The 26541-nt window shown below is 47.2% G+C and carries 49 protein-coding genes; 4 read left to right on the top strand and 45 right to left on the bottom strand.

Annotated elements, in window-relative coordinates:
• Positions 1 to 4 precede the first annotated feature (4 nt).
• The 45 genes from MKY95_RS07615 to MKY95_RS07395 form a co-directional block, all read right to left on the bottom strand.
• Positions 5 to 967, bottom strand: a complete 963-nt coding sequence (locus MKY95_RS07615) for a Mu-like prophage major head subunit gpT family protein (protein ID WP_339197873.1) — start codon at positions 965 to 967, stop codon at positions 5 to 7.
• A 20-nt stretch (positions 968 to 987) separates the two neighbouring features.
• Positions 988 to 1407 carry a hypothetical protein gene (locus MKY95_RS07610; protein WP_339197871.1) on the bottom strand — a complete coding sequence of 140 codons (420 nt, stop codon included), beginning with the start codon at positions 1405 to 1407 and terminating at the stop codon, positions 988 to 990.
• Positions 1408 to 1424: 17 nt separating this feature from the next.
• Positions 1425 to 2393, bottom strand: a complete 969-nt coding sequence (locus tag MKY95_RS07605) for a hypothetical protein (RefSeq protein ID WP_339197868.1) — start codon at positions 2391 to 2393, stop codon at positions 1425 to 1427.
• Positions 2394 to 2451: 58 nt separating this feature from the next.
• A complete protein-coding gene (locus MKY95_RS07600) occupies positions 2452 to 4617 on the bottom strand; it encodes a hypothetical protein (protein ID WP_339197865.1) in 2166 nt (721 codons plus the stop codon).
• On the bottom strand, positions 4614 to 4841 hold the full coding sequence (locus tag MKY95_RS07595; protein ID WP_339197862.1) for a hypothetical protein: 228 nt from the start codon (positions 4839 to 4841) through the stop codon (positions 4614 to 4616). Before MKY95_RS07595 ends, MKY95_RS07600 begins: the two co-directional genes overlap by 4 nt.
• A gap of 43 nt (positions 4842 to 4884) precedes the next feature.
• Complete coding sequence (gene terL, locus MKY95_RS07590; protein WP_339197859.1) at positions 4885 to 6348, bottom strand: phage terminase large subunit; 1464 nt, start codon at positions 6346 to 6348, stop codon at positions 4885 to 4887.
• 40 nt (positions 6349 to 6388) lie between these two features.
• The gene (locus MKY95_RS07585; RefSeq protein ID WP_339197856.1) at positions 6389 to 6853 is read right to left on the bottom strand and encodes a terminase small subunit; all 465 of its coding nucleotides are present in this window, start codon (positions 6851 to 6853) and stop codon (positions 6389 to 6391) included.
• A gap of 193 nt (positions 6854 to 7046) precedes the next feature.
• Entirely contained in the window at positions 7047 to 7409 is a 363-nt protein-coding gene (locus MKY95_RS07580) for a hypothetical protein (protein WP_339197853.1), read from the bottom strand.
• Positions 7406 to 7573 (bottom strand): DUF3797 domain-containing protein, encoded by a 168-nt coding sequence (locus MKY95_RS07575; RefSeq protein WP_076318638.1) that lies wholly within the window; start codon positions 7571 to 7573, stop codon positions 7406 to 7408. Before MKY95_RS07575 ends, MKY95_RS07580 begins: the two co-directional genes overlap by 4 nt.
• 6 nt (positions 7574 to 7579) lie before the next feature.
• Positions 7580 to 7744 (bottom strand): hypothetical protein, encoded by a 165-nt coding sequence (locus MKY95_RS07570; RefSeq protein ID WP_179088651.1) that lies wholly within the window; start codon positions 7742 to 7744, stop codon positions 7580 to 7582.
• 89 nt (positions 7745 to 7833) lie between these two features.
• Entirely contained in the window at positions 7834 to 8367 is a 534-nt protein-coding gene (locus tag MKY95_RS07565) for a 3'-5' exoribonuclease (RefSeq protein WP_339197850.1), read from the bottom strand.
• A 395-nt stretch (positions 8368 to 8762) separates the two neighbouring features.
• The gene (locus MKY95_RS07560) at positions 8763 to 9221 is read right to left on the bottom strand and encodes a sigma factor-like helix-turn-helix DNA-binding protein (RefSeq protein ID WP_339197847.1); all 459 of its coding nucleotides are present in this window, start codon (positions 9219 to 9221) and stop codon (positions 8763 to 8765) included.
• Positions 9181 to 9489 (bottom strand): hypothetical protein, encoded by a 309-nt coding sequence (locus MKY95_RS07555; protein WP_339197845.1) that lies wholly within the window; start codon positions 9487 to 9489, stop codon positions 9181 to 9183. The genes MKY95_RS07560 and MKY95_RS07555 overlap by 41 nt, the downstream gene beginning before the upstream one ends.
• Complete coding sequence (locus tag MKY95_RS07550) at positions 9486 to 9722, bottom strand: hypothetical protein (protein ID WP_339197842.1); 237 nt, start codon at positions 9720 to 9722, stop codon at positions 9486 to 9488. The genes MKY95_RS07555 and MKY95_RS07550 overlap by 4 nt, the downstream gene beginning before the upstream one ends.
• On the bottom strand, positions 9722 to 10786 hold the full coding sequence (locus tag MKY95_RS07545; protein ID WP_339197839.1) for a hypothetical protein: 1065 nt from the start codon (positions 10784 to 10786) through the stop codon (positions 9722 to 9724). Before MKY95_RS07545 ends, MKY95_RS07550 begins: the two co-directional genes overlap by 1 nt.
• Positions 10787 to 11114: 328 nt before the next feature.
• Positions 11115 to 11522, bottom strand: a complete 408-nt coding sequence (locus tag MKY95_RS07540; RefSeq protein ID WP_339197836.1) for a RusA family crossover junction endodeoxyribonuclease — start codon at positions 11520 to 11522, stop codon at positions 11115 to 11117.
• Complete coding sequence (locus MKY95_RS07535) at positions 11519 to 11818, bottom strand: hypothetical protein (protein ID WP_076318630.1); 300 nt, start codon at positions 11816 to 11818, stop codon at positions 11519 to 11521. The genes MKY95_RS07540 and MKY95_RS07535 overlap by 4 nt, the downstream gene beginning before the upstream one ends.
• Positions 11819 to 11926: 108 nt before the next feature.
• Positions 11927 to 12745, bottom strand: a complete 819-nt coding sequence (locus tag MKY95_RS07530) for an ATP-binding protein (RefSeq protein WP_339197834.1) — start codon at positions 12743 to 12745, stop codon at positions 11927 to 11929.
• Positions 12660 to 13502 carry a replication protein gene (locus MKY95_RS07525; protein WP_339197831.1) on the bottom strand — a complete coding sequence of 281 codons (843 nt, stop codon included), beginning with the start codon at positions 13500 to 13502 and terminating at the stop codon, positions 12660 to 12662. The genes MKY95_RS07530 and MKY95_RS07525 overlap by 86 nt, the downstream gene beginning before the upstream one ends.
• A 4-nt stretch (positions 13503 to 13506) precedes the next feature.
• Complete coding sequence (locus MKY95_RS07520) at positions 13507 to 13704, bottom strand: hypothetical protein (protein WP_339197828.1); 198 nt, start codon at positions 13702 to 13704, stop codon at positions 13507 to 13509.
• Entirely contained in the window at positions 13694 to 14161 is a 468-nt protein-coding gene (locus MKY95_RS07515) for a YopX family protein (protein WP_339197826.1), read from the bottom strand. The genes MKY95_RS07520 and MKY95_RS07515 overlap by 11 nt, the downstream gene beginning before the upstream one ends.
• The gene (locus MKY95_RS07510) at positions 14158 to 14385 is read right to left on the bottom strand and encodes a hypothetical protein (RefSeq protein WP_339197824.1); all 228 of its coding nucleotides are present in this window, start codon (positions 14383 to 14385) and stop codon (positions 14158 to 14160) included. The genes MKY95_RS07515 and MKY95_RS07510 overlap by 4 nt, the downstream gene beginning before the upstream one ends.
• The gene (locus tag MKY95_RS07505) at positions 14382 to 14801 is read right to left on the bottom strand and encodes a YopX family protein (RefSeq protein WP_339197821.1); all 420 of its coding nucleotides are present in this window, start codon (positions 14799 to 14801) and stop codon (positions 14382 to 14384) included. The genes MKY95_RS07510 and MKY95_RS07505 overlap by 4 nt, the downstream gene beginning before the upstream one ends.
• 87 nt (positions 14802 to 14888) lie before the next feature.
• Positions 14889 to 15167 carry a DUF3850 domain-containing protein gene (locus MKY95_RS07500; protein ID WP_339197818.1) on the bottom strand — a complete coding sequence of 93 codons (279 nt, stop codon included), beginning with the start codon at positions 15165 to 15167 and terminating at the stop codon, positions 14889 to 14891.
• A 23-nt stretch (positions 15168 to 15190) separates the two neighbouring features.
• The gene (locus tag MKY95_RS07495) at positions 15191 to 15616 is read right to left on the bottom strand and encodes a hypothetical protein (protein WP_339197816.1); all 426 of its coding nucleotides are present in this window, start codon (positions 15614 to 15616) and stop codon (positions 15191 to 15193) included.
• The gene (locus MKY95_RS07490) at positions 15617 to 15862 is read right to left on the bottom strand and encodes a hypothetical protein (RefSeq protein ID WP_339197812.1); all 246 of its coding nucleotides are present in this window, start codon (positions 15860 to 15862) and stop codon (positions 15617 to 15619) included.
• A gap of 44 nt (positions 15863 to 15906) precedes the next feature.
• A complete protein-coding gene (locus MKY95_RS07485; RefSeq protein WP_339197809.1) occupies positions 15907 to 16356 on the bottom strand; it encodes an ASCH domain-containing protein in 450 nt (149 codons plus the stop codon).
• Positions 16353 to 16805 (bottom strand): hypothetical protein, encoded by a 453-nt coding sequence (locus MKY95_RS07480; protein ID WP_339197806.1) that lies wholly within the window; start codon positions 16803 to 16805, stop codon positions 16353 to 16355. Before MKY95_RS07480 ends, MKY95_RS07485 begins: the two co-directional genes overlap by 4 nt.
• A 177-nt stretch (positions 16806 to 16982) precedes the next feature.
• Positions 16983 to 17114: a hypothetical protein gene (locus MKY95_RS07475; protein WP_339197803.1), complete on the bottom strand. Its 132-nt coding sequence runs from the start codon at positions 17112 to 17114 to the stop codon at positions 16983 to 16985.
• 42 nt (positions 17115 to 17156) lie between these two features.
• Entirely contained in the window at positions 17157 to 17453 is a 297-nt protein-coding gene (locus tag MKY95_RS07470) for a helix-turn-helix transcriptional regulator (protein ID WP_339197800.1), read from the bottom strand.
• A gap of 54 nt (positions 17454 to 17507) precedes the next feature.
• Positions 17508 to 17663 (bottom strand): hypothetical protein, encoded by a 156-nt coding sequence (locus MKY95_RS07465; RefSeq protein WP_339197798.1) that lies wholly within the window; start codon positions 17661 to 17663, stop codon positions 17508 to 17510.
• The gene (locus MKY95_RS07460; RefSeq protein ID WP_339197795.1) at positions 17660 to 18844 is read right to left on the bottom strand and encodes a phosphoadenosine phosphosulfate reductase family protein; all 1185 of its coding nucleotides are present in this window, start codon (positions 18842 to 18844) and stop codon (positions 17660 to 17662) included. The genes MKY95_RS07465 and MKY95_RS07460 overlap by 4 nt, the downstream gene beginning before the upstream one ends.
• Positions 18845 to 18898: 54 nt before the next feature.
• A complete protein-coding gene (locus tag MKY95_RS07455; protein ID WP_339197792.1) occupies positions 18899 to 19165 on the bottom strand; it encodes a hypothetical protein in 267 nt (88 codons plus the stop codon).
• 32 nt (positions 19166 to 19197) lie between these two features.
• Positions 19198 to 19428 (bottom strand): hypothetical protein, encoded by a 231-nt coding sequence (locus MKY95_RS07450; RefSeq protein WP_211081000.1) that lies wholly within the window; start codon positions 19426 to 19428, stop codon positions 19198 to 19200.
• A 14-nt stretch (positions 19429 to 19442) separates the two neighbouring features.
• A complete protein-coding gene (locus tag MKY95_RS07445; RefSeq protein WP_339197788.1) occupies positions 19443 to 19814 on the bottom strand; it encodes a hypothetical protein in 372 nt (123 codons plus the stop codon).
• On the bottom strand, positions 19762 to 20037 hold the full coding sequence (locus MKY95_RS07440) for a hypothetical protein (RefSeq protein WP_339197785.1): 276 nt from the start codon (positions 20035 to 20037) through the stop codon (positions 19762 to 19764). Before MKY95_RS07440 ends, MKY95_RS07445 begins: the two co-directional genes overlap by 53 nt.
• Positions 20038 to 20041: 4 nt before the next feature.
• The gene (locus MKY95_RS07435; protein WP_339197783.1) at positions 20042 to 20794 is read right to left on the bottom strand and encodes a Rad52/Rad22 family DNA repair protein; all 753 of its coding nucleotides are present in this window, start codon (positions 20792 to 20794) and stop codon (positions 20042 to 20044) included.
• Positions 20736 to 21017 carry a hypothetical protein gene (locus MKY95_RS07430; protein ID WP_339197780.1) on the bottom strand — a complete coding sequence of 94 codons (282 nt, stop codon included), beginning with the start codon at positions 21015 to 21017 and terminating at the stop codon, positions 20736 to 20738. Before MKY95_RS07430 ends, MKY95_RS07435 begins: the two co-directional genes overlap by 59 nt.
• Positions 21018 to 21054: 37 nt before the next feature.
• Entirely contained in the window at positions 21055 to 21231 is a 177-nt protein-coding gene (locus tag MKY95_RS07425) for a hypothetical protein (protein ID WP_339197778.1), read from the bottom strand.
• A gap of 141 nt (positions 21232 to 21372) precedes the next feature.
• Positions 21373 to 21627 carry a hypothetical protein gene (locus tag MKY95_RS07420; RefSeq protein ID WP_339197775.1) on the bottom strand — a complete coding sequence of 85 codons (255 nt, stop codon included), beginning with the start codon at positions 21625 to 21627 and terminating at the stop codon, positions 21373 to 21375.
• A complete protein-coding gene (locus tag MKY95_RS07415; RefSeq protein ID WP_339197772.1) occupies positions 21617 to 21829 on the bottom strand; it encodes a hypothetical protein in 213 nt (70 codons plus the stop codon). The genes MKY95_RS07420 and MKY95_RS07415 overlap by 11 nt, the downstream gene beginning before the upstream one ends.
• On the bottom strand, positions 21822 to 21953 hold the full coding sequence (locus tag MKY95_RS07410) for a hypothetical protein (protein ID WP_339197769.1): 132 nt from the start codon (positions 21951 to 21953) through the stop codon (positions 21822 to 21824). The genes MKY95_RS07415 and MKY95_RS07410 overlap by 8 nt, the downstream gene beginning before the upstream one ends.
• Before the next feature lie 73 nt (positions 21954 to 22026).
• Positions 22027 to 22215 carry a hypothetical protein gene (locus MKY95_RS07405; RefSeq protein WP_339197766.1) on the bottom strand — a complete coding sequence of 63 codons (189 nt, stop codon included), beginning with the start codon at positions 22213 to 22215 and terminating at the stop codon, positions 22027 to 22029.
• 1 nt (position 22216) lies between these two features.
• Positions 22217 to 22924, bottom strand: coding sequence for an ORF6N domain-containing protein (locus MKY95_RS07400; RefSeq protein ID WP_339197763.1), 708 nt, complete (start codon positions 22922 to 22924; stop codon positions 22217 to 22219).
• Between the two features lie 15 nt (positions 22925 to 22939).
• Positions 22940 to 23167 (bottom strand): helix-turn-helix transcriptional regulator, encoded by a 228-nt coding sequence (locus tag MKY95_RS07395; RefSeq protein ID WP_211081011.1) that lies wholly within the window; start codon positions 23165 to 23167, stop codon positions 22940 to 22942.
• A 166-nt stretch (positions 23168 to 23333) separates the two neighbouring features.
• Between MKY95_RS07395 and MKY95_RS07390 the strand changes: the two genes are divergently transcribed.
• From MKY95_RS07390 to MKY95_RS07375, 4 genes are all read left to right on the top strand, one after another.
• Complete coding sequence (locus MKY95_RS07390) at positions 23334 to 23714, top strand: helix-turn-helix transcriptional regulator (RefSeq protein ID WP_211081012.1); 381 nt, start codon at positions 23334 to 23336, stop codon at positions 23712 to 23714.
• Positions 23715 to 23949: 235 nt separating this feature from the next.
• Positions 23950 to 24165: a helix-turn-helix transcriptional regulator gene (locus MKY95_RS07385; RefSeq protein ID WP_211081013.1), complete on the top strand. Its 216-nt coding sequence runs from the start codon at positions 23950 to 23952 to the stop codon at positions 24163 to 24165.
• Positions 24166 to 24350: 185 nt separating this feature from the next.
• On the top strand, positions 24351 to 24848 hold the full coding sequence (locus tag MKY95_RS07380) for a hypothetical protein (RefSeq protein ID WP_339197759.1): 498 nt from the start codon (positions 24351 to 24353) through the stop codon (positions 24846 to 24848).
• 205 nt (positions 24849 to 25053) lie between these two features.
• The gene (locus tag MKY95_RS07375; protein WP_339197756.1) at positions 25054 to 26535 is read left to right on the top strand and encodes a recombinase family protein; all 1482 of its coding nucleotides are present in this window, start codon (positions 25054 to 25056) and stop codon (positions 26533 to 26535) included.
• Positions 26536 to 26541 lie beyond the last annotated feature (6 nt).

The raw sequence follows: 26541 nt of genomic DNA, 5'->3' as shown, positions 1-26541 counted from the left end.
CCTCTTAGTCTTGTACGTTATGTCCAAAGAGGAAGGAATAGTTGGTTTGACCATAACCCCAACGTCCTACAACTTTGTGTTTAGCTACTTCTGTATCAAAGTCAGTGATAGAACCGTTCTCCGGTTTACGTCTCCACTGCCAGTGGTTGAAGCGTTTCATCCGCGCTGAGTCAACGGCAAACCAGTTCTTACGTTGTGCTGGGTTGATATACGGATTGACGATGACTTTGATGTTACCCATGTACATGTTCGCGTCAAAATGGTTGCTGCCTGGCTCGTACTTCGGCAGATCCGCATCTGGTAGACCTGCAATCTTAAACGCAGCACGCGCATTGTACGGTGCGACAATCACAGTATCAGGAATTACAGCCAACGGATTTCCTCGATCGTCTTTCCATTCTTGCATGAGTACTGCTGTTTCATCCCAAGAATCCAAATTCAATGGCTTGTCACCAAGATTAGATTGTACGTCTGTGCTGTTTTGCGGGCTATATGGGTGATCTGCAGCACACAAAGCTTTACCATCAGGCAATGTATAGCGCTCAATACGACCACGGAAGTTCGGACCTTGTGTAACAAATGCGTTGTTCAGGAATTCAACTGCCTGTAATTGCTGTGTTTTATACACTGCATCAGCCAGACCCATGATCCGTGTCTTGATCTCCGTAAGTTTCAAGTCATCAATAAAGTCGCGTTCAATGATACGGCCATCGGAGAATTTACGGTTACGAATAACCTTCTGCCACAACTCTTCAACGTCCTCATAGAAGACTTGGTTGTTCGAGTGACCCCATTCTTCCATCAGGCCCTCAGCGCCAATACCTTCATACGATTCGCGGTCTTTATCGGAGTTACTAACGTTATACATCAGCGGAATATAGTCTTTTTTATCCTTGGTTTCGAGCGAGTACAGCTCCTTAAAAATCGGTTCGAGGACTCGTGCGTCCCATTGTAGTTTTGTTTGCATGTGTTATGCTCCCCTCTCGATTATGACAACTGGCGGTTCTTAACTTTGAACCGTGCTGTCTTTTTATTTGTGTTAATCGCCATTACTGACAAAGGTCCGCCTGTTACGGTGGCCGAGTTTGCAGACAATCCATCCGCTGCCAATGCAATTGCAGATGCGCCTGGAGTGAATCCGCCTGCTGCTGTTCCGCTGTACGGTGCGTCATACCAGTCACCCTCCCGAGCCAAGATAACCTCAGTCTCCTTGTCCGTGCCTGCCTCTACATTTGCAGTCAAGAATCCGGCAATTGCGTCAGTCGCACCAGCTTTTGTCCAGCGACCTGCCACCAGTTTCACAGCTTCACCAGCAAAACCCGCTTCATCGTTAGTCATCAGAAACTCGGTGATTCGAGTGGGGTCATTACCGTAATCGTTGTATACATATTTGAATCCTTGTGCCATGGCTTAACGCCTCCTGTTTATTCAAAGTTTTTTGCATATTTGTTAGCTTTTTTCGGGTCAAGCCCAAACATAGCGAATGCACCGGTCAACTCTGCTGGTGCCTGTGGTTCCAGTGTTCCAGCTGCTTGCGTCTCCACCTGAGCCCGTTTGTTCAGGCGTTGGTTCTTCAGCACCGTTTGTTCTGCACGTTTACGCTCTGTGGCGCTCAGTTTATCGCGATGCACCAGCTCATAAGCGTCAATCGGGTCATACCCACGTTCAATGCGTGCATGCATCTCTTGGGTAAGCCAAGGCGCTGCGGCTCCATCATCCGTGACTTCCTGTGCCAGTTCAGGGTACTTCTTGAACAGATCCTGCCAGCCTTGCACCAGTTGCTGTTGTTGCTGCTCCTGTTGGCGTGTGGTCTGCTCGGTTTCCTTGCTTTGAAGGACCTCACGCGCTTGTTGTAACAGTGGGTGGTTATCGAGGTACTGATCAAGCACATCCGGGTCAATGCCGGCATTCATGGCTTCTTCCCGCATGCTTTGTTCCAGTTCACCAAATTGGTCCTTCTGTCTCTGCTGTGCTGCGGATTCAATCTGGTCGATGTTGTCCAATAGATCGGCGTGATCTCTATACCCCTGCTGTTTAGCGAGGCGATCCAGAGCCGTTTCGTATTGCTTCGCTCGACCTTCCACCTTCTCGTAATTCAGTCCCTTACGGGCATGTACTGCCACTTCTTCGTCCGGAATGAATACGTCCTGACCGTTGTATTTGACTGTGATGCCCTTCGGTTGTTCATCAGCTTCGAGTGCTGGCTCTATGGGTGGAGCGTCGTCCTCGTGTTGATCTTCGTCCGGGTCTGGGTCATCGCCGTCACCATACGGTAAGTTAAAGGCTTCATACGCATCACGCATTGCTTGTTGCTGATCGTCAGCCTGTGGGTGGGCTGTTTCTGGTTCTGTGACGGTATCGCTATGGGTGGCGATGTTGTCGATCTCTTCCATGCTTAGTTCCTCCTAATCCGCTATGGGTGGCGGCAGATATAAAAGGCCAAAGGACTACTCACCCTTGGCCTGGTCTTCCTGGTTGCATTAGTTGCTGGGCAACTTTAGCGCCTTCCAGATTCATCTTCTGTTGTTTCAAACCTTGCTCAAATTCACGGTCACGCTGTTCTCGCTCCATCTGCTCACCACCGAATTGCTGTAGTGCCTGCTGCATGGATTGGTTCTCTTGGCTCAATTGCTGTACCTGAGCCTGTGCTTCCTGTGCTTGTTGCTGGGCCTGCATGAACTGCTGTTGCTTGCCTGACTCTTCCTCGATGCGGCGCTTGATGACATCCATCGGCTCCATACGCCCTGTGGTAATGACGTACCGGACAGCCTCTGCATCAATCATTGGCTGCTGAGTAATCGGATCCATCGTCTGAAGTAGGTTGAAAGCCAGTTGCAACCAGTACTCCCGGTCCTGCGGCTTGTCTACTCCTATCTGCACCAGTATGTCGAACTCCGGCACAAACTCCTCTTGGACCTCCACAGGCTCAGGCATCATGCTCATTTGGTCCATCTGACCCATCATGTCCATGCCTTGCATTGGATCAGGCAGCTGCATGTCTCCTGCACCCATCTCCTCAACCATCGGGTCAGGTGGAGTGTAATCAGATGGCACACGGGAAACCATGTTGTCTCTACTCATAGTCACTGTACGGCCTGTCACACGGGCGATACGCTCAGTGGTATAGAACTGGGCTATCAACTCCACATACTGGCTGAACACCTCTTCTAGCGCGTCCTGTATCAAGTCAGAGACGGTGTTGAGCCTTGTACCAGCCGCTGCCATGAGCGCCTTGGCCTGTGCACCACTGGTGACGTTGCTGTTTGCCTGCCCATTGGCACTGTCGAACTGCCCTGGGATCTTCTGCAGCATCTCGTCATAGTAGTTCAGCATGTTAAAGACTGTACTTGGCACGTTGACGCCTTCCAGTTCCTTCACACCAGACATACGCCCAGTAGCCACCGGAAGCATTGCACCCGGCATAGAACGTTGTTCAGCCCACGTACGCGGCTTGGATATCGACCCTTCCTCATACATGATGGCTGCGTTACCCTGCTTCGCCATGGTCTCGACTGAAATCTCAGCGTACTTGTTCTTCATGATCTGCGGCTTGATCATATCCCGCATGAATCCCTTGCCCCATGGATTACTCTCTGATGGATACAATGTCCGGGCTACAAACGGATACTGACCATGATCGAACACATATGCTTTATGCTCCAAGAACACGCCTGATGTGGTGATGTAGATGCAATGTACACCCTCCATCTTGCCATCAGCCTTTGCCAGATACTCAGATGGGTCAACACCTTCCATCAGCTTCTCCTCAGCCATTTCGCGGAACAGTTTCTTATCCTCAGCACTCACCTGCTTTGGCAGTCCACGATACCAGTACTCAATGAGTCCGGACATCTGTTGCCGTGTGGCGTCTGTGCTCAGGTTGCCATCGTCTGTGTCAATGTTGAACACATCCGTCTCAAGCGTGCCGATATCAGGCTGCACCTTCGTGCCTTGCTTGGGCCAGCGCTCTTTAAAGTACTCCAGCGGCTTGGGCACGTTGATAATGATGCCACCCATCTTCTGGAGGTAAATGAAGTCTTTAATGCGTGGGTCCGGGAAGAATGTACCGAAATCAACTGGTATGATGTCGTTTCGCCCTTCGTACCGGTTCATCCCACGCCCACCTTCGACTGTAGGGTCAAAGACAGTTTTGTATATTAACGGGCCATGAATGACCATGCGCCGGACAGCTCGGGTGTGTTTCTGCTTAAACTTGATCTGTCGCAGCTCAAACGGCATGAAGTCGTTCAAGTCCCGGGCTTTTCCCTCGTCTCCCTCTTCCTGAGCCGTGAAGTTCGGGTAAGGCATCCATCCCGTTAGCTTGCCTACGATAGACTCGATCTGTGAAAAGGTGATGTTCTCCACCGCATCCGGACGCAACTTAGACACCGCATCAGAACGCAATCCCTTCCAATGGTCGCCCATGTAGAAACGTTGCTCCTTACGCCAAATGTCGTCCATCTGCTGTCTTGCCTGCTTGAACACTTGGTAATCCTGGTACACCGTGTCGTAGATCCGTTGTTCCTCCGGTGTATTCGGGTTTACCGAGTCTTTCTCAGCTCCGTTCTCAGTGAACAGACCCTGGAATCCATTCTTGATCTTGTTCAGCGTGCTCATTTGTCATCAACCTCCAGCACGTTCGGATCGTCATGCCAACTCATCGGGCTTCGTGTCTCCAGCGGTTCAGCTGGCTTCTGCTGGTTGTTGTACATCGCGTACTCACCAGCGTTACGAGACGTCAGGCGGTTGGTCAGATCCTTGATGATCTTGTCTTTGTCACGGTGCTGCAAATACAAAAAAACGTTGGTCCCCAGAACCACCGCTAATAGTACGTATTCCATTTCCTCACCTCACCATTTTCAATCCACACGCCTAAGCGTGACATCACCAGAATGATGGCTTAACCTCGTCGTCGTATTCTTCCTCTGTATCAAAGTCCACTCGCTTGCCTGTAATAGACTCAGGATTAGCGCCCCATGCTACCTCTTGTTGTCCACTAACCGTGTGTACGATCTCACCAGCCATGGACACCGTATCGACTTGGTCGTCGTTCTTGCCTTTCGGGAAGCTCATTAGCTCTGCCTCGAAGTCATCCAACCAATCACCATCCTCTCGGTGGTACACCTTGCCGAGCTCATAACGTGCAGCAATTGGCAATGCCCGAGTAACCTTGTCCTTGTCCACCTTCACAGGCAGGATGGTCATCCCATCACGCTTGCACTCCTGTATCAAGTTGGTGCCGAACGTTTTATCCTCTATCGCCTGAAACTTCGGCTTGTACCGATGCTCCATCTGCTTCATGAGGGTCTTTTGCTCCGGTCCTTCAATGTGAGTGCGGTACACGTCACGGATCAGGATGTCATTGTCAGGCGTCACCATGAACGTTGAAACAGCAAAGTAGTCATTGATTGTCTTCTCGCTGTTCGCTGTATCCACGGTTTGGAACATCCAGCATTGCATTGCTGTAAACCTCCGACCATCTGACAGGACCACATACTGCACGTTGTGGATCTGCTCAAACTTGAAGTATCGGAAGTGTTTACGCTGGAATATCGTACCGCCTGCAGCTGATGGCCTTTGCTGATACAAGGCACTGAATACATACGAGCCAACGTCGGACTTGATCTGGTCCAGACGCTGCACGTTGAAGCCAAACTCAGGCCAGAGCGCCTCCCCAGGTTTACGACCCAGATAATCATCGTCCTCAGCTACTGCCGGGAAGTTGATCACCGTCCAACGCTCGCCCTTATGTGTTCCTTGTTTAACCTCATCTGCTTCCTTCTTCAATAGCCGGCCCACCAAGTCGTCTTCATGCCACCGCGTCATAACCACGATAATGCGTCCGTCTGGCGTTAACCGCGTGTACAGGGTTGATGTGTACCAACTCCATAGACTCTCACGTACAACCTCACTGTTGGCTTCCTCGGCGTTCTTGAGTGGGTCATCAATGATTGCTATACGTGCACCCTTACCAGTGATGGGACCACCCACACCAGCAGCATTCACGCCTCCACGGTGTCCTTCAATGCCCCATGACTCAGCCGATTGTCTTGCACCAGATATAGAAACGCCAAATAGACCCGATCGGTCCATGAACGTGTCTCGCGCAATTCGGTTATTATCCCGGCTCAGCGACAACGCATAGGATGCCAATATGATCTCATCGTTTGGATATTTACCTATGTGCCATGCAGGAAACTTCTTCGATACCCGCTCTGACTTCCCATGTCGTGGTGGCATTGTGACGATCAGACGCTTGATCTTGCCCTCTGACACATCCATCAGCGCTCTGTCCAGTACGTCCAAATGCTTTCCGTCTGCATCACGTCCATCACTGTCAAAGTCCATGAAGAAACTGAAGTCATGCTTGGCTAAGATTTCAAACTGCCTACTGAGCGGAACTGGTTTGTCGCTTCCAGAGTTGTTTAAGAAGCTCGGCGCTCTCTGGGTCTGTTGAGATGGTTTGCTCGACAATGTACTCATGTTGATGGTTCACCTCACCTTGTACATCTGCCTGAACTCGATCAATTGGTTTGTATCCTGCACGATCCAGCAAATCCCTTGCCGCAACCAGTCTATCCTTGTCCATCGCGTTCGGGCTCTGCATGATCTCCAGCATCACTTTATACGCCTTAACAGCGTCCTCTGCGAACATCATACGCAAGTCCTTGTTAATACTTTGTTGAGTATTGTTAAGATATTGTTGAACTTCAACACTTTTTAGCAATCTACTCGCTTGGCTGTACGCTGATTTCTCACTATATCCAGCAGCAATAGCAGCAGCCGTTCCATTGCCACCATTCTTGATGTACTCAGTCACAAACAGCATGATCTGTGGTCTCAAGTCTGCCATGGTGTCAACCCCCTCCCCTAATCAGGGCCACATTCAATGCATTACAAACCCTGTATGCTTCACTCTCTTCATCAAAAGAAGTGACATGCTCTCCATCTGTCCTCTCCATTGTGTCTGAGTGACAGTATCTGATGTCGTATACACCGTTGTTGTACTCAAATACTTTGTACAGCAATGGGTATCACCTTCCTCTCTACTCCTGAATAATCAAAACTGTTGCCTTGCCCTTCCTATCATGTCTGAGCGACCCAGATATCAACGAGAATTCTACTTCCTTGCCCATACCGTGTACTTCTACACCTGTCCGCCCTTTAAGCGCACTCACTAAATCCTTTGTTGTGCATGTATCTGCATTTGATATTGGTTGCGGTATGACTCCTGCTCGCATATTAGGAATCTTACCTGACTTGTGCGCTTCAATAATGCTTCTCGCATGTTCTGCGTCATCTACATCATCTAGTGGAATGACATACACTTGTTGTTCCATCGTCTTTTGGTTGTACTCCGCTATCTCCTGTGGTGTACCCTCTACTGTTCCGTCTTTATGGAGTTTCATTGCTCATCCTCCTCTACTGTTATCTCCCAGCCACACTTACAACTGCGATGGAATGTCGTGTCTTCCACAATCAGCTTGCCTTCACCGTTTGCTACATAAGAGCTGCCGCATTTAGGACATTTCTCATATTGTTCCATCAACGCTATCGTTCTCGTCAACTTCACTATGTGTTATCCCTCCTTCCTATCCTGTGTAGCAATAGCTAATGCCAGTAACGCTGTTGATCTGGCTTGAATGAGCGCTGCCTTGGCTTCGTATGAAATGTTCTTTCCCAGCCTTGTTGCAATATCTTGCATCTGACTCTGACACATCGCTATAACCTTTTCATTGTCCATGTCTCTTGTTATCCCTCCTCTTAATGACCCAACCCTATACGGCCCCCGCATTCGCTGGGTGATTCGGTCGGACTCGATGGCCTTCGGCCTTAACCCATCAGCTTGTCATAGCACGCCTTGATCACCCTGGCATCATGTAGTGCGTTATGCTTTGCACCTTCAATGTCCGCAATATCTTCTCTGTTCGAGTCAGGATCTACGCCTTTAACCTTCATCAACGTGCAGATATCAAACGGGATGTAATAGACGTTCTTCGGAATGTTGAACGCATGACCCCAGATCTGATTGAACAGTACCCAGTCGTATGATAGGCAATCGCTCCATACCTCGACAGTTTCATACTGGCTCAGCCACTCTTCCAGGCATGTGCGAATGAACGCTGTCCCGCCTGCAAACCCGTCACCACTCACAAATTGAGATTCAGTGGTCAGCTTGTAATTGCTGTATGGCAGGAATCTGCAGTTGTTAATGACATTCTGTTGTAACCAATCATCCACTTGGTTGCGGTCATAGTCTGTAAACTCTGCATAGAACTCTTCACCGTCCTCAGCGACCAATCCAATGCTGATCAGTGTTGTGCTCTGATGCAATCCTGTGAACTCAGCATCCATAAATACTTTCACTACTCACCATCTTTCCGTTGGTTCCAACGACATGATAAAAACAAAAAGAGCAACGGCGCTTGACCGTCACTCTCTCGTTTTGATGTGGGCAAGGATTTGCACCCTGCATGTATAAGACAATTGGGTCACAGGCGGGTCACATCCTATCCAAACCAGCTTATACTCCCTTTTGCGTCTACCTATTCCGCCACCACATCGCCAGATCCCTGATAATCTAGGTGGTCGACCTGAGCTCCACCATAGATAGTTTTGGCATGCAAGGAAGGAACGTTGTAAACGACGACTGCGCAAACAGCTATCGGCGCTTATCAGATGTTCCTTATGATATTAGTTTAGCACTTCCGATGGGGAATTTGTGGGAAATAATGCGTAATTCGTGGGTAAAAAATGGGGAATCACGCTGGTTCCTTGTACACCCACTCTGGGTCGAACATGTGATCAAGGTTGGTAATCTCCATGTAATCCTGCTTGAGCGGCATCATTGCTTTGCTCAGACTGTTGAGCGCCTTCTTGTGCTGGGTCGATACCGTCTTGCGGTCTTTATGCAGTCTATCGGCAATCTCGCTCAGGTTCAGCTTGTTGCGGTCCATGTACTTGAGCTGGATGATCGTCTTCTGATCGTCGCTCAATATAAAGTCTACAGCCGACTCCAGCAACGTGACGATACGCGAATACCGACTCTGGTCACTGGTCCTGTCGTGGTTGCTCAGACGGGATCTGACTCGTTCGTCGTATATGCCCATCTTGAACATCCACTGCATCTCGCTGTCTATCATCGTTCCACCAAGGTTGTTTAACGCAAACTTGTAGGATCTATAATCCGTCAGCAACTTGATCACCTGATTGTTGTCCATGTTCTCCCTCCTCATACTCTTGGATAAACTCATGATGCCGGTATACTCTCCATCCCTTTTCAGGTGAGTGTACGATCCAGCTACCTTGTAGCACCTTGAAGTAATTCTTCTCTACGACGACGCTAAGATACGGCTGTTGCACTTTTTGCACCACTCGGCCCATTTGTACCAGACCGCCTGTAAACTCCTGTATCTGCTCTATTAAAGCCGGAGAGTAATCCGTTAAACGGATCGCCCTCACGGTTTCTGCTTTTCTGTGATATATCATGCTGGATCGTATGTCTTTTCGAATATGTCAGGCTTGCACGGATAGAACTCGCCATTCACGCCCTTGATAATCCAGTCACCAGGAGAAGCCCACATGGTTCCTTCAAGTGTGATGATCCCAACTTTCCCTCCGAGCGGTTGAGTCATGTTTTCACCAACAAAGTCATAGACGTTGCCAATGTTATCAAAGAGTACCGCCTCGACTTCGACTGGTTTCTTCCGGAATTTCGCCATTACGCCACCTCCGCTTGTGGCAATTCCAGTGCACTCACGCGTCTTTTGAGTTCCTCAAATTCTGCTCGCGTAACTGTTCCCTCTGTTTCCTCAGCACTACCTCCTGCCAACTGCTCTTCAGCCAGTCCGTCGGTTGTGACTTCCGCCGTGTCGTCTTCGGGATAGCCCCAGGGAGGCGTTAGTTCGCCGCTTTCTTCCAGGTCGTTAGTCCGTGCCAGATCCTCATCAACACGTTGGGGTTCTTCGCTGATTCGAAATTGCGGCGCCTCTTCGGCGCTCACCTCCCGGTATGCACCTTTTGTCAGGTAAGGGATTTTAATCTCTTCATCCGTTGCAGCCAGTTTAGCAGTATAGAATGACTTCTTAGCGTCTCCCCATTCAACATCATAGATAGCCGGTTTTGCAGCTTCTCTTGCCGCTTCTGCAAGTCTTTTCTCTTCTTCAGCAATTCGTTTCTGCTCTTTGTAATGTGCCAATGCATCCGCAGGATCAATTACTTTAGCCATATTCACTGCACCAACTGCAATTTGCTTGCGAAGATCGTCTACATGGCTAGTTAAGCGTTCGATCTCTGCCTTGGCTTCTTCCAGTTGCCCAGCTGCTGCATCACGTTTGCTCTCTGCATCCTCCAACAACCCTTTGGCATCACGAATTTGTATAACCAATTCAGTATTCTTCTCGCCCATTTCATCTGCCTTAGCTACCGCAACATCTTTGGCTGCTGTCTCCATGGCAAGACGCTCTTCCAAGGTTTTGATTCTTGCCATCCATTCCTCATCACGTTGCAACATGGTGTTCTGTACGGCGATTCTCAAGAACTGATATGCTGCTTCTGCCGCTTCAGGCGTTTCGTTCTTGAACATATCTCGCATTGACATTCCGTCCAGATCCATGTTGTCCATAAGGTAGGCTACTTCTTGCTGGCTTTCCTCGACGCTTTCCTGTTCCAACTCAGCGAGTTGACGCTCAATATCCTCGATTTTACCTGCATCCGCCATAGCACCACGCTGTCTTTCAATGTTCAACTCATACCGTAATTGTTCAATACGTTCTTGCTTTTCCACCTACATACACCCCGTTTTCCGATAGTAATAATGATATATCTTATTATAGCACATTTTGTGGTTATAAAGTACTTTTTTCGCCGTTTTACACAATATTTTGTGGTTTATCTGCAACATGTCACATTTGACTTTTTCGATTATGCAATTTCGGATCTCACTTCTGGTTTACTCACTTTCCAGCCATCCAATCTAAACCACCCTGTTGGCTCATAGAGACGTTTTTGTGTTGATCCTAGTATTTGTCTGTCCAACTCTATTAAACGCCCTCTACACGCCCCAGATTCGTCGAGTAGTACCCATCCGTCTCCCACGTGCACGTACCGTCCGATCATGCTGCCACTACCTCTCTCAGTTTGATGACGATCCTTGGCTTGTCCGAATAATGTTTGTGTGTGACCAGCGAAACGACTTGGTTGTCATCGTTCCAGGCAATCTTGTTTAGAGCATCGAAAACACCTTTTACGCAATTATCAAGGTCGGGCTTTACTACAGGCATCGTCTCGCCGACTCTAGCAGCCTCCTGGCGCTTTTTGCTCCAACTCGCAGGAATTGGGTGGTAAAAGTGTATCTCTGCCTGTACGGCCCGTCTGAGGGGCTCAGAACAATACTTCCTTGCGTGTGTGCCGATGAACTTCTTGTAGCTGAGATAACGTTGAGCCGTGGCACTTGTCCATTTCCCGTTCTGTGTCATGCGGACCGCACCCATTGGAGCGATGTCCACGGTAAACTCAATCAAGCTGCACCACCTCCTCTCCGTTTTACAATCAGCTCATGGTTAACCCGTGTCTTGGGTACGCCTACCTCTTTGGCAATGTCCGACCGCAACCAGCCGTAGTCTGCCAGTTCGATGATCCGGTTACTCTGCTCTGGTGTAAGTGGTACGTCCAAGCTTTCCATCAACCGGTCTGCCTCCGGCTCTTTTCTCGTTTGCACGTACATCTTGTATTCCTCACCAATCTGTCGACCCATCGGTTTCTTTGTCTGTTTCTGCTCCTTGATCTGTCCGCCTGCTTTATACCATTTCTTTCTCATGCTGCTTCCTCCTCAGTATCGTCTGCAAAGGCCTCTCGGCCCCTGCGCATAAATTCTTCCCAGTCTTGGTCCATCAGGTCGTAGTCGTCGATTGGTTGTTTCACGGTGTTAATCCTCCGATCGCAATCTATAATTCAGCTCGATTCCACCCTTTATCACCACTTTGTAGTCCCGGCACATCTCGTTAATCCGACTACCTAGCGCCTCGTCGATCTCACATATGCCTGATATAGTCCGTTCCGAGCTGATCAGCATGGGCAGATTGTTCAGATAGCGATAATTTACGATTGCGAAACTCTGCTCTGCTTGGAAGTCAGTCGGTTTCTGGCGTCCCTTGTACATGTCGTCGATGAATAACACCTCGGCCTGCTGTAGTTGCCGGATGCGTGTGTCCAGCGTGTCGAGATTGTCCTTGATCTCGTTGAAACCTTCGACCCAAGGAAAGTAGTGGACGCCAACTCCCTTTTTTAACAGGTAATTGCACACGGCCATGGCCAAATGTGTCTTCCCACTGCCCGGCCGCCCCAATAGAGCTAGGCTGTTCTTCCGCGTGCTGCGAATGTCGAAGAAATTCTTGGCGTATGCTCCGGCTTTCTGATACGCAAGCTTAATGAGCTCCGGCCGCCCTTCTTCTTCGAAGTTATGGAATGTCTTCTGCTGGAATTCTTCAGTGATTTTGCTTGATCCCATCAGCCGTTCAATCATCCGCTCTCTGACGCAGGTGCAATCTTCCCATTTGTCCATGTAATCAAATGGTTTGTCGCTCAGGGCAACGCGCTGGATGCGGCCGCCCATATCTTTGCATTTGTCACAACGGTATTTCTCAGGTTCCTGCTCCGTTTTAGCGATCGAGGAAAGCGAACTCGCTCTCTGCCGAATTTCCTCCAGGTTGAATTCCTTTTTCAAAGCGTCTTTGAGACTCTGCATGGCTTACCCTCCGTTCTTTTTGTTCTTTCGACTGCCGGCGACTGTATATACCTTCTTTGATCCAACGCTCAGCGATAGCTTGCATAAGTTTCAAGTTGGGTTGCGAACTGCTTTCGCCTGTTTCCAACATCAATTCCGTTATAAAGGACTCGTCGTAGTCCTTCTTTTTCAGGTTTATGACAAATTCAGATATGAGTCCGTTCATGTTCAATCCACCGAATACTTTTGTATAAGTTCCCATGATAGATTCGTCAGTCGTGGTGGCCGAAAATCGCCCTGTTTCTTCTTCTTCTTTTTCTTCTTCTTTTTCTTCTTCTTTTTCTTCTTCTTTTTCTTCTTCTTCCCCCAAGTCTATGGATAGGGTAGGGATAGGGTATCCATAGTCCTTGCATAGTCTTCCGAAACGGTATAAATATTCGGTATTTTTAATGGATTGCAACTCTTTCTCGACACACATCCGAACCTTCGGACTTTTGATAGAGTTGTACTTCAACCAGTTGACCAACATGATTTCTTGTGTATGATCGTTATAGAGTACCTTGCCGTACTGCACGAAACGTTCCAGAAGCTTGTCCACTGTCTCGCGGTGGTAACCTGTCTCAAACTCAACGATCCTTTTCGGTAGCTCATATATGCCGCATTGGGTCGTTTTTGAGTTGGTCATGAGGTACAGGTAGAAGTATTTTTCCTCTGGTGTCAGGCTGATAACAAACGGGTCCTGCCAGAAGGAGACTTGTATCTGTCTGTAAACTGCCATGTGCTCACGCTCCTTTTTGTATATCCAAGTAATCCTCGATCTCCGCTATCTTGATCCGTGCCCACCTGATCAGTTCTTCGTTAAACTCCATCGCGCCATAGTCATCAAACTTCTTTGCGTGCTCAAAATTTATTGCCGCCTGTTCCATCGTCGCTTCCCACAACGCTAATTCAAGTATCTTCAGATCGTTGTTAGATGTCATCCTTTGTATCCTCCTTGGGTATAGACTCCCTACCCTCTAACAGGTTTTGGTTGTCCCAAATGTTGCCGATAATCTCTGATCGCTCTGCATAAATCCAAAGTTCTTGACCCCATACTTCGAGTCTGCCATATTCTTCACTCCACTCAACCGCTGCCCGTTCTTCTACTCTGGGGTCTCCCTGGAGCGACCATCCACCGGAACCGTCCGGAAGGTACATTCTTGCATCAGAGTAGTGCCTCAAGATATCACCCGCGAATATGCGTTTTCCGTTTTTGTCCTCTAGTCCCGAGTAAAGGCAAACCGTTTCCGGTCGCACTTGATAGGCGAATGGTAAGCCCATACTGTTTGAAATGTAATGACCCTTTTCAATCTTCATGTAATTGTGCTTAAGTACCGCCAGAAGTCCGAAATGCCACTCACCATTTATACTCATGCCGCGAAATTGTATCTCTCTCATGCTTCTTCCTCCCCAGGTAGGTTGATAACCGCATAGTGGGTGACAACTGGCATGTCAACCAATTGGTCATACCCTGTATCACTCGTACACTTGTACCATGTGTATCCGTGTTTCGGGTTGCTTGCATGGAACGCCATCACTACACCGATTCCATTTGTGATAAGGTGCGGAACATGACTTTGGATGCTCCGATCATTCTTTTGGTATTTGCGCCACTCTATCATTCTGTATCCGCTCCTTCCTTGGGAGCCAACAACTCACTGTTGTCATGAATGTTCCCAATAACTTCTCCATCAGCTATATATGCTAGATGCAGTCCCATCAAAGGAACGTTGCCTCTGAATAGTTGGAACATGCCGTAGTGAAATTTAACATTGAGGTTTTCAGGCAATGAGCCACTGCTGTCAAAAGTTAACTTGTTTACTCGGATGATATCTCCGTCATAAATGTCCCTGTTTTCTCCGTCCTTAACGCCAGTTATTTGACCTACAGTTCCCGGATCTACTAGCTGCCATGTCTCAGTGGCGAAATATTGATCATCCCACTCAACTATCTCTCCGACGATTGCATCATCACCGATCAAGTAACCGTATACCCACTCGCCTGTTTCAATATGTTTGCCGCGATATTTGTTATTCATCTTGTATATCCTCCTATTTGGGGAGACCAGACCTGATCCGGCCTCGCTTCGCTTAGTATTTTGGTCGCCTCGGAGCCCTTCGGACTATTATTCACTGTCTGCCTTTCGAGACCAGTTACTCAAACCCATAATTACGTATCCTTCTTTCACATACTCCGGCGCGTCCAGAATGTAAGTCACACGTTTACATAATCCACTTCCGGTTCTGATCTTTGTTTCAGGGTCAATTTCAAGTAGAAACAACATATCGCCCACCTGGTAATCACGGTCATTCAAGCGAACCTCAAACGTCTTAATGCCATCCCACAGAGCCTTGAAATACTCAGGCAATACTTTCAACTCATGTTTCTTGGTTGTACGCTCCATTCCGTCTATCCCTCCTATGAATGTTATAAGTCCAGTACAGCCAATAGAGCTGCCTTGCATATTGCTTCTGATACGTTCTCACTGGAATAATCTTTACGTCCGATCCGCACATCTACTTCACAGGCTGTGTTGTGCATCTTCATTTCCCATGCCCATTCCTTTTCAACCTGTTTAATGACCATCCAGGCTCTGTATATGTCCGTAGACCAGTTCCGATTAATAAAATAGGATAATTCCACACTGCCTCTCGGCGGCATCATAGCGTAAGCGTGGGCTTCACTCATGTCTGGCGGCACCAACACCTCCCCATGCTCTACAGGTCCGTCATAGTCATGCGTAGGGCCTGTTATGCGCCGCCATCCGAATATGTGTTCAGCCACCATCACGTTCAGATCGATTCCAGGTTCAGCATTCTCCACTTGCTCCCGGGTCAACGCTGTTTGTGTCATCTATATGTCCTCCCCCTGCATGAATTTTCGAATTTCTGCCTTGTGCTCTTCCATTTGCTCCCGAGTGAATCCGAGTTCAATCCGCTCTCTCAACTCGCCTATGAAGCTTTCGCTTTCCTCGATTGGAAACATATCGTTGTACTTCTTTGCTGAATGCAGGAGAAACAACAGTTCTTCCAGCGTCATAAGTTCCTGTTCACCGCGTAATACTTTGCCTTCAAGAAAATCTATTGTCAGTTCATCCATGTGTTATATCCTCCTTAGTAGGGAGAGGCCCAAAGGCCCCGACCCTAAAATTGGTTTGCTAAATTCCATAATCCTTGCTGCCCTTTAGCTGGAAGAGGTTCAGAAAGCTTTTCGACCTCATCCATGCGCCAAGCGTAGCGACCAGTTTCGTACCAACCAAAAGCAAATTCCTTGTTCCCTTGTCCGATCCATGTATGCGGCGCTCCGGATTTAAGTAATACCGCATCACCCAAATGTTCAATGTATACTTCGTGGCAGTCTGAGAGATTCGCTGTAGCAACAACCGCTCCTGTCGGGAGATTGTCTGCTGTATAGCCGTGACGCTCCAAAGCGGCTTTGATTTCAGGTTCAGCACACGCTTTCTTATCAATTTTCTTCCCCGCATGAATCGCGATATCGCCCCGGTGTTTGGTAGCCCAAGAACGTGTTTCGAATTTCTTTTCTCCCACAGCGATCAATGTAGCCCACGGCTGAATGATTGTTATTGCCTTCATTGGTTCCCCTCTCCTTCCTGACCCACCAAACCTATGATCTTGCGGAATGCATCAAACTCTTGATCAGCAAGATCTAGATCGCTCGAACTCAGGTCTCCTAGAAGAATTAATTGATAAAGTTGTTCAGCGTGATGGTGTAAGCCTGATATGGATTTCCGTATCTCTTCAAGCTTCTTGTGGAGTTGTCGGGACTCTCGATGGGCTTCCTCAAACCGATTCCGTTCGTTGTGATATTTAAAGAGAAGATTGCGTCGAGGTTCGTCCATGACTCGCTTGAACTCTTCTAGTTCTTTTTTGAGCCGATCCCGTTCAACAATTGCCGCTGCTGATATAGCGACCTCATCCGTTATCTGTTTGGTTAACGTCTCAATGGTGCTGTCCTTGATTTTAAGAACACTGAGCAGTTGAACGTTTTGATCTAGCATCTTAAACACCAGTCTGATACTCATGACTGTTCTTCCTCCCCTAATCCATTTGGCGATACGCGAGCACTTGATAACCTCTTCGTTCCATCTCTGCTACAAACACCGTCACAGCCTTTGTGTTAACGTCTCCTTGCCCTTTGCTGACCGTCAGCAACTTTCATTGGTATATCCCTCCTTGGTTAGAGGCCGGAGCCTCCATCGTTACTCAGCAGTGTTTTTCAGCTCGTTCACTTCTGCAGCACAATCTTCGTCGGACATCGTTTCAAGCAGGCTTTCCTCGTATCCAATCTCACGCAACAATTTCCGATCATCGAATTCATTAGTCTTGCTCATGTGTGTTATCTCTCCTTTGGTGGGCCTAGCCCAGATATGTTCTCAAATATTTGGAATTGGGTAACTCGCAACTAATTTTTTCAGTGTGTCTTGCAGGTCTGGATTTGATTTTATTTCTATCGCAAAATCACTAGGTATCCTGTTTGCAGATAGGATCAGATCATGTCTATTAACGTCTAATGCTAGTGCCAATTTAACAATCACATTCTCAGACGGCACATATTCTCCGTTTTCGATCTTGCTGATCATGGTAAAATCTACAGATACTAACTTAGCCAACTGTCGTTGTGACATGGATTTTTCCGTTCTTCTGCGCAAAACAATCTCTTCCAATTCCATTTGTGTCTCCGCTCCTTTATGTGTGGTGGGAAGGGAGGGTATTCCCTTCCTCTGTTAACCTTTTTTCGGTCCATACAAGATGCCCTTGATACCTTGGTGCATCGCTTCGGCATCGCCTGTTTCCTCGTATTCCTTGACGATCTGTTTCAGCCGATTATTCACATCAGCAATGACATACTGCTGCCTAATCTCTCTACGAGTCATTGTCATGTCGTCATGTCGTGGTAAATGTTCCAGACGAGCTGATATCCATTTGCCAATCCCTTGATTTTTGTTTCATAGAACAGTCCGATTTCGTCCGCATCCTCTAACCAAGGGTATTCGTCCAAGTCTGTCTGCCATTGCTGCTGAATCAATTCGTCCAACTCGTTGCTGTATATGAGTTTCTGTGGCTTTGCTCCGTATCTTATGGCTAACTCTTCGTTATCGAATTCAGCCTGTCTGACGGCCTCATACAGCGCCATTCGAGCCTTGATGGTAAATGTGCCTTGTCCGTACTCAAGAACCTTTCCTGAGCGCATCCGCCCCGCCTTGTTGCGCGGATCTTTGTACATCTCGATCATTAGGTTACGCAGATCAACGTACGGTTGTAGCCATGGATGAGACTTTGCGAACTCTTGCGAACTCTTGTCAATCTTGACCACCGGGCAGATAATGCAGCCTGTACGTGCGCCGCATGGATCGTCTGTCTTCTCGTCAGCTCCGGCCTTCCGCTGCCGCAAGCCACATTCGCCTGTTGCATCCTTGTAGAGCTGTCCCAGTTCCTCAGCGTCACCCCATGCCATTCCTTCGCGAACCAGATATGACCAAACATCGTCCAAAGTGAAGTTAACAATCGGCATCAGTTCTGTATTACTTCGGTACTCCGATTCCTGGCGTGCCTCAATATTGCGCCGCCGTTCTGCTGACTCCGACAACCGCACTCCGGTCAATGTAAGCACTGGAGCAATATCCTTATGCGCCTTCTGGCTTGGCTCGATTTTAAGTCTTCCAGTACACCATCTGCTCATGCGACTTTTTGGTAACGGATACCCCTTCCCAATGGTTAAGAACATGAAACTGTTTTCGTTAGTGGACTGTACCTCCACAATCTCAATTGGTAACCCTTCGCGCTCTACCAATGTTTTTATCTTCGCCAGCTCCGATTGCTTGAGAGGATCCGTCACGAAGTCCAGTCCAGTATTTGCTGTAGTCAGGTACACCGTCCGCGTCAGCAATGCCGGGTTGTTGCGCTTGAGCATCAACATAGCTTTGACTAGTAAATCAAACGCCACGGTGCTATCCTTGCCGCCGCTGTATGCTGCAACCCATGCGCCCGGTTCGCTCTCATCCGTGTATGCCGACAGGATCGCCGCTATAGCTGCTGTTGATTTCATTTTGTAATCATCCACTGTGTGTCTTGTCTCCCTTCCTCTGTTATCCCCGGTGGGGTGCCTTTGCTGGCGTTATATCGTTACCTTGGACTCAATGTACTGCTTGATTCCCTTAACCTCTTCCAGAAGCTCTGAGAGAGTCGTAGCAGTACTTTCCATAACCTTCATCTTCACGATCTTATTCAAGCAGCTTTGTACGTCCGGATAGTATCCGTGTGTTTTGTAGTTCTCAGTTACCTTGCCGCCTTCGCCTACCGTTTGTTTGCCTGAGTACTCTTTGATGATGAATTGCATGCTGTCCGATTCGATGTACAAGTTTTCTTCTATCTGAATTTTCATGTGAGTGTATCCTCCCTTAGATGGTTTAAAATTTACTCCACTACAATTCTGGTGACGTTTGATTTCATGTTCAGCGGCTTTAAAGTTTTGTATGTTGCCAACAAATTGAAAACCATCACTCCGTCTTCAACATGCAACTCTGGTAAGCAGTCCTCATCATCTGCGTAGAACGGCGCTAACACTGCCATGCCTTCCTGCTCGTCAATTCCGATACAGATCAATGGTGTTGCGTCATCGAATATAAAAGTCTCGTATAATTTCATGTTCTATCTCTCCCTTAGTTTTGGTGGGTTATGCGTTGTATTGGTGATAACTCCGGTGAGCCCAGCTTCATAGCAATTACGTGATCCTGTAGGATGGGCATCCACGTTTTCTTGCTGCTGTGTACCAGCTGATGCATTTCCGTGCTGAGCAGGATGCAGTTGTCCGTCTCATACTTTCCGCCTTGTGATCCGTACACGATGCGGTGTAACTCCAGGCCGGGTCCCGGCACGCCACTCAGGACGCACCAGTTACCTCCCTCACGCTCGATTACCGCCTGCCGCACCTTTTCCTTCGTCATGTATTCCGGGTCCGTGTTGCGCTCTCTCTTCGCCTTAGGCTGCTCTTTCCGGTTGTGGTGGTTGAACAGGTTCATCCGCCAGGGCATGATGTTCTTTTCCTTCTTGCGTGCCAGTGACATGGTCTACCTCCTCCGTGGTAATGTGTGGATCAGACATCCGATTGCTATCCCCATTGAAGTTCCTAACATCAGCATCACTATTCCAAAAGCAAGTTGATTCATGAGTGTGTATCTCCTCTCCGAATGGTCCGTCTGTTACTGGGATGATTGGGCTGCCGTCGTCGTAGAATAGGGTGTCTTGGTATCTCATCAGGTCACGCTCCTGCTGGATATTCGTTCAGTTGATTGATCAGTACGCTGGCTTCCTTCTTGGTCAGATCCTTGATGCTGTCTTTTCCGTTGCCGACCTGACTGACCAGCAGTTTGAAGTCAGCGTCTGATATGCGTTTGTCATTCTTCAAACGGTGGCTGTATTTGACCTGTGCAGCACTTATAAGCATGCTTGCAGTTGTGTTATCTTCGTTGTTATTTGTAGTGTTTGTTTTCGGCGCTTCTGTTTTCCGTTCTTCTTGTGTCGGTGGAGTATCAACTGTTTGTCGCTTACCGTTGTATTGGAATCCCTCTGGCAATGCCCATGAAGGCAATTGAGGTTCGGATACAAGTACGTGGGATCGACCCGCTGCCTTAATTGGAACCCACATGTTTTCCAGCTTGTACAAGTACCTGCCGATTCCCCATTGATATGCCGCACGCTTCATAGCATCCGACAGTCCACCTTTAACAGCTTCCATGTTGCTGTCGTCCGCGCCGTCCCACTTGGTAATCCACTCACCTTCAACCTTCACGCTGATACCGCACAACTGGCTTTTCTCTTTCCACTCACGGTATTCATTGCGCCATCCGAATACACCGAACACTTCATCAAGCCTGTTCTGTATGGCACGGTTGGTAACGTAGGCAAGTGCAATCCCTTTTGTCTTGTCGCCATTCGTTGAACCTACACGCCACTCAATTTCCTCCGGCGGGAATGGGTCCTGAAGTCGCTTCATGATCTCCTGTGCTTCCATCGTCCTCTACCTCCTCCAGCTCCAATAGTTCCCATTCTCCACGCAATGTGCGTATAACGAAGTTCTGTGGTACGTCCGGGCAGTGCCGTGTTGTTAACCAATGCTCCATATCATCTTTACGGGGCAATCTCAAAGCTTTCATAAAGTCGTCTGTCGGTTGCGCTACTCTGTCCAAGAAGTGACCTTTCTTATGCTGTGGGATGTATCTGTATTGTGTGGGCATTCCATTCTTCCTTTCGTTGTGGTATATTGGATGTAATTCAATTTGCAAATCGTCTTTCTAAGGCTGCCGATGCTACGGCGGCCTTTTCTCGTCTAAGGGCAATGGCACTGTTCATCTGGTACACCCGTTTCAACGTCTCAGTCAGCGTCCCTCTCTGGCTTGCGATCTGCTCCAGCTGTTCGAAGTGTTTTCGGTCTGTTGGCGGAACTTTCATCCTTTCTCACCTCCACTAAGTTGATTGGTCTTCCCCACCCGAAGTATTCAATGATGTCCTCCGTTCGTTTGAACACCATCTCTTTCCGTTTCTTGTAGTGTTCTAAGATGTCATCCACGCTTTTAAAAGTTTCTTCATCACTCACGCTGTCTTCAGTTCCTCCTCAATTGCTCGATCAAGCTCATAGTGCAGACGCTCTTGTTCCTCTCGTGCCATAACCTCGGCATCGTATTCGGATTGCGTCCAGATCTTCACAGGTACATGCTGGTTGTTGTACAGGTCACGGATCAGGTCATTGTAGTCGAAGGCCTGACGTTCCAACACTCTGCCGCCTTGCGTAGACACGATATAGGTTGTCATTGGATCTACGTTACTTCGAAGTCCCTCAGCTGGCATCGTCGTATCCTCCAATCTTCCGTACTGTGATAAACACGCTGTTATCTACCGCTTCAAGCATGCATCCTTTGCAGTGCGGTTGCCGATCCTTTCCCTCGTACACTTCGTACTCAGCGGGACTTCCGCATCCGCAGTTAGCTGCTGGGCTGATGAACGGGATCATGTTGTCTTTCTTCGTACCAACCAGTTTTAAGTTACGCATTCTTTTTCAGCTCCTTTTCGCGTTCTGCTTGGATCTCTTTCCAGTACTTCCGGTTCAGCAGGATGGCCATCTCATGCACCTTCCGCCACGCTTTGTCTGACATGCCAGGATTGTATCCGTCCATACTGTCGCCACCTTCCGATATTTTGTGTACAATATATAGGGCTTGTCTTTACATACATATCTGCATGTTGTGTTTACTTAGACTTACATCCACAGCTGATCCTTGTACCACTGAATGAACCTGATTCCGCCAAAATATCTAAGAGTAATTCTTCATCCAGTTGGAATTCATTCCCGCATTTGAAGCAGCGGGTGTAAATTTCGTCACCGAAGATTTCAATTTCTTGTTGCTGGCCGTCTATTTCCTTTTTGATGTAGATCATATTAGTTCGCCTCTTCTTTCTTTTTTGGGTACCAGCCATGGATGAAGTCGATAGCTAATTCAAAGTCTGAACGCTTAATCTTGTCGTATTTCGGTACTGAGAAATGTGATTTCAAGGCACGGTATATGGATTGGAAGTGCGCTTCATATCCTTTTTTCATCAAGAATCCCACTCGTGCATTTACGGACTCCTGAATGTCAGCCTTCTGGTTCTCAGTCAGCCAGATTTCGTTGTCTACTACCAGTTGTAGGCGGCGATTATCTTTTTGTACTTGGTTGAGTTCTTGTCGAAGATCTTTCATGTTCAGCACAGCCAGTTCCAAGATACCTTCAATCGTGGTAGGCACTGTAGTCGGGACGTTCATGTTTTGAAGCCGTTCTACTTTATTGAAGTAATCATCTACTAAAGTTTCGTATGCTTCCCAAGCTTCATCTGTACCAAGTGATTTAGCGTGGAACAATGCTCCTTTAGCAGTCCAGAGGTAGAGAACCGGAGAATGTTTTAACTGATCGTCAATTTGGTGACTAGTCTTAAATTCTCTCAATTCAGTTCCGCTAAGAACAAAGAAATGCTTTCCTTCAACATATCTCTTTTTGTTTCTTGTGAAGTTCTTACTTACGGATTTGGCATCTGTGCCATATGCCTCTGCTAATTGGCTGCTTGTTAGTACTCTCTGATCATTTTTTTCAATTGCTTTTAATTGGTTCATGTTTATTCGCTCCTTTTAAGCTGTTTTTTTGGGTTTTTGACTCGTTTCGCGTCCAACATCTGCAAAAAAAAGGTTCATATCAAATCCTAATGTCGCTGAAATTAACTTTGCTGCCCGTCCACTCGCATCTTTGCGTCCTTGCTCAATCTCGGCGTAATAACTACGGGAGATACCAGACTGCTTGGCTGCGTCATTTTGCGTTAATCCTTTAGCCTTACGCATTTGTACTAACCAGTGGCGCATGTGTTTCACCTCCTTGACGCGCTTTGCGTCGTTGCTATGTTTTGATTATATGACGCACTTTGCGTCATGTCAACAATCTTTTTAAAATTACTGACGAGTTTTGAGTCAGGATGTATTGTGATTCATTTCGCGTCGTTATAATACTGATAGAAGTGAGGTGGAGTATTTGCTTAGTGAACGACTGTTGGAGTTAAGAAAAGAAAGAAGATTAACGCAACAAGAAATCTCTAAATCATTGAAAATGGCAAGAACAACTTACTCTGGTTATGAAAATGGATCACGGGAACCAGATAACGAAACATTAAATAAGATCGCAGATTTTCTAGAAGTTTCAGTGGATTATTTATTAGGAAGAACAGAACAGAGAAAACAGGTTCTATCGGAGCCGTCAAGAGCATTGATCGACTCGCTGAACCTGACTGATGAGGAAATTATGAAGAACATCCGATTTGAAGTGGATGGCATCGAGCTTGAAGAAGATGATGTCAAGCGATTCATTGGACTTGTAAGACTTGAAAGATCTATGAGGAAGAAACAATCAGAGTAAAATACGCTCTGATGTAAACAGGTTTTACTTCATTGGCGTCCATCTCAGATATCTTTTCAACTATGAGATCCGGGCTTACGCCGACTTCTAACAGCGTCTCTCTTGTCACATCAAAAACGATCCTTTTATCCATGTTTACCATCTCCCGTTCTCGTAGTTGCCTTTTGGTAATACCTATTCTAAGGGAACGTATGTTCTGTTACAAGATAAAAAAATATATTAAGGTGGCAGTGCGATGGAACCTATCCCCGTCCGCTGTCGTATTCCCGAACATCTTGAGAGGATTGGAAAGAAACAGCAATGGCTTGCAGACAAGGTAGGAATGAGTAAATCACGTTTGTCAGAAATTGTGAACCTTCGAAGCACCAATATCTCGATAAAACGAGCTGTACTCATTGCCTATTATCTTGAATGCAAAGTTGATGATCTGTGGAAATGGGAAGTACGGTAGCAGAGTGGCATTTCCGCTGCTCTCGGGAAAAAGTTCCGAATTAACGTAACTTTTAGTATGCACCTCCATCAACTCAAGTTAAATATAGCACGAATTGTTGAATTTTGGCGATAAAATATACTAGGGAAATCCAAGGAAATAATTTACAATGAGTTTAATACATATTATAGGAGGAAATTTGTAAAATGATGACGATTGTTGGTATCGCTGTGTTGAGTATTATCCTGTACCCAGCGAAAGTCTTACTAAGGTGGTTGCTTGGTTTTTTTGAGTATAGAAACACATTAAGATCATGGATTACTTTTATTGGACTCTCGATAGCTTATCTTATTTTTATTACGCAATATTCAGGAGAATGGGATGCTGTCATCAGAGGATCTTTAGCTGTTATTCCAGTGTTTTTAATGTACTTAATGGTGGATTTGCAAAAAGCTAAGCTTCATAGTAAAGTGGTCTCTTTCTTCCATCATATAGCCACACGGATAGTCATATCCATTATAGCTTTTGGGATAGTCATAATATTTTACCAACAACAGTTTTATCAGAACAATGTAGACGATCATCTCTTTTTAATAAGCACACCAATATCCATAATTTACGTTTGTGTGATTATGAGAAGACGAAAGAAAAAAGTTAAGATTAAACGAACAGCAAGCGAGGCAATAGAATCTTTAAAAAGATGACTCGATGTTTCTCCAGTCATAGTCAAAACCCAAATTTGGGTTTTGATCAGGGCTCAGATCTGAGTTTTGTAATTATGCACGAGTGGATTTTAACTACACACGTCACTCAGCCCAAAGTTGGACTCAGTAACCTGCACCCTTCTGGGTGCTTTTTTCTATCACTTCGATTACACTTTTACTATCAATGTTCGCAGGAGGACTTTACATGAAAGCAGCTATATACATCCGGGTATCTACTGACATGCAGGCTGAGGACGGATTCTCTATAGAAGGACAACGTACGCGTTTGGAAAGCTTCATACAGTCTCAGGACTGGTCTGTGCATGATTACTATATAGATGAAGGTAAATCCGCCAAAGACCTCAATCGTCCTGAGATGCAGCGTATGCTTCAGGATATGGAGGCCAAGCAGTTTGAAGTCATCGTAGTGTACAAACTCGACCGTCTCACTCGCTCCGTTGCGGATCTTCACGGACTACTGAAACGCTTTGATCAATTCGGTGTCAAGTTTAAAAGCTCTACAGAGGTGTTTGAGACAACAACGGCGATGGGTCGATTCTTTATCACGCTTGTTGGTGCAATGGCTGAGTGGGAACGTGAGACGATCTCAGAGCGTGTCCGGTTTGGTGTGGAGCAAATGATTATCGAAGGTCGCCGTCCAGGCGGTGTTATTCCATACGGTTACACCCAGAGCGAGGAACTAATCCCGGAGGAAGCTGCGCTCATTCGGTATGCGAGAGACCTCTACATGGGTGGCTTGGGATACAAAGGCATTGCTATGAAGTTAAACCGTGAAGGTAAGCTACGCCGTGGACAAGAATGGACATCAGCTACAGCAGCCTATACATTGGAGAACCCTTACTATGCAGGGATACTGCGGTTAGGTTCAAAAACATCAGACGGCAACTATGTTAATGGCAATCGGGACAGACGGGTGAAGTGTCTGTATGGTGATGGATCACATGAGCCTATATTTACTAGAGTGGAGTATGAGCAGCTTAAAGAATTCATGGAACGCAAGTCCCATGGCGGTTTCAGTCGTGTACAAACATATTGGTTCAGCGGTGTACTTCGATGCGGACGCTGTGGAGCTGCTATGTTTGGGCGTATGACGACAGCGCGTTCAACGACTAATGGTAAAGTTCGCACCCCTTACTATATTTGTTCCAACAAGCACTCGAATAAATCTTGTGACATGCCTATGTTCCGCCAGGTACACGTAGAGCATTTGGTTATGGAGTACATCAGCAAGATTAAATGGGACATGAAAACGGCTGGGGAGATCGCGGCAGGCATGGAACAAGCGGTTGCGGATAAGCAGGATGAAGCGGCAGAAGCGCGCAGAGAGATTAATCGTATTACTGAACGCCGGGAGAAATGGCAGTACATGTTCGTTGAAGGGTTAATTGGGAAAGATGCGATCCGTAAAAAGATTGCCGAGGAAGATGCAGCTGAGGAAGCGGCTCGTAAGAAGCTGGCAAGCGTGAAGAATTCACTTTCGGTTATGCCGGATACGGCTGTCCTGGAAGACCTGCAAACGCTGTGGAAGCACATGGATGATGAAGAGAAGAAGACGATGGTCTATGAGGTGTTCGAGAAGATTGTTTTGAATACGCCAGAAACAAATGTTAAGGGTGTTAAGAACAAATTTTTCAATGCCAACATTGAGGAGATTAAGTTTAATTGACCACCA

Origin of the sequence: Paenibacillus sp. FSL P4-0176, from assembly GCF_037975265.1 — a bacterium.
GTDB classification, from domain to species: Bacteria; Bacillota; Bacilli; order Paenibacillales; family Paenibacillaceae; genus Paenibacillus; species Paenibacillus amylolyticus.
This window is presented reverse-complemented; position numbering and strand designations above follow the sequence as displayed.